The sequence below is a fragment of the Streptomyces sp. ERV7 genome (assembly GCF_001653515.1).
GTDB lineage: Bacteria > Actinomycetota > Actinomycetes > Streptomycetales > Streptomycetaceae > Streptomyces.
Genome location: NZ_LYOY01000103.1, coordinates 1 through 1459, shown reverse-complemented (window position 1 = coordinate 1459; position 1459 = coordinate 1). Strand labels below are relative to the sequence as shown.

At 73.1% G+C, this 1459-nt stretch carries 1 protein-coding gene; it reads left to right on the top strand.

What is annotated here, in order from left to right; genetic code table 11:
• The first annotated feature begins 199 nt into the window (after positions 1-199).
• Positions 200-1375, top strand: a complete 1176-nt coding sequence (locus A8W25_RS31095) for an ABC transporter substrate-binding protein (RefSeq protein WP_079126557.1) — start codon at positions 200-202, stop codon at positions 1373-1375.
• Positions 1376-1459 lie beyond the last annotated feature (84 nt).

Sequence of the window (1459 nt, the reverse complement as noted above, 5' to 3'; positions counted from 1 at the left end):
CCCCTGCGCCGCCGGGTGCTGCGCACCGGGGCGGGCGTCGTCGCCGGGGCGGCGGCGCTCCCCCTGCTCGACGCCTGCGCCTCGACCACCTCCGACGGCGTCGGCGCCGACGGCCGGGTCAACATCGAGATGTGGCACGGCCAGAACGAGATCGGCGCCAAGGCGATCCGTCGGCGCCGACGGCCGGGTCAACATCGAGATGTGGCACGGCCAGAACGAGATCGGCGCCAAGGCGATCGAGGCGCTCGCCGCCGACTTCAACCGCTCGCAGTCCCGCATCCGGGTGAACGCGAGCGGCGGCGGGGTGGTGGCGGACGCCATGCTCCAGAAGGTGACGGCCGCGCTGGCGGCCGGCGCCTACCCCGACATCGCGTACATCTTCGGCTCGGACCTCGCGAGCATCGCCCGCAGCCCCAAGGTCGTCGATCTGACCGGCGCGCTGCACGACGGCTCGCCACCGTGGAACGACTTCTGGCCCTCCGTCAGGGAGGCCGTGACCCTGCACGGCAAGGTGCGGGCCGCACCCTCGCTGCTCGACTCGCTGGCCGTCGCCTGCAACACCACGCTCTTCGAGCGCGCCGGGATCCCGCTGCCCCGACCGGGCTGGACCTGGCCGGAGTTCGTGGCGACCGCCAAGAAGCTCACCGACGCCGGGCACGGCACCTTCGGCACGGCCTGGCCGGGCGCGGGGGACGAGGACACCGTGTGGCGCCTGTGGCCGATGATCTGGGACCTCGGCGGCGAGGTGATCGCCCCCGACGGCAAGAGCATCGGCTTCGCCGAGTCCGGGCGGCGGGCCCTGGAGACGGTGGCCCAGCTGGTCGCCGACAAGAGCGTCTACATCGACCCCAAGCCCGGCAGCGAGCAGATGTACCAGGTGTTCGTCTCCGGCCGGATGGGGATGGTGATCACCGGTCCGTGGCAGCTGCCCAACATCGTGGAGTCCAAGCTGCCGTACGACGTGGTGCCCCTGCCCACCTACAGCGGACGGCCGCTGACCATCTCCGGGCCCGACACCTGGACCGTCTTCGACAACGGCAGGGCGCGCGCCCGGGCGGCGGTGGAGTTCGTCCGCTGGCTGATCACTCCCGCACAGGACGTGCGGTGGGACATAGGGGGCGGCAGTCTGCCGCTGAGCAGGGAGAGCGAGCGGGAGAACGCCTGGCGGCGGCACTCCGCCGACACGGTCGGCCTGCCCGTGTTCACCAAGGCCCTGGAGACCGCCCGGGTGCGGCCCATCCACCCCGCCTATCCGCAGATCTCCCAGGCCACCGGCGAGGCCGTGGTGTCCGTGCTGCTGGGCCGCGCCTCCCCCGCCAAGGCGGTGCGCCGGTGCGCCGACAAGGCCGACGCCGCCCTGCTGATTCCCCGATGAGGAGGGTCGTCGTGGACCGAGGATCCCGTACGGGCGCACCCCGCCCGCTCACCCTGGCGCCTGCCGACCGCGAGCCCGCCGAAC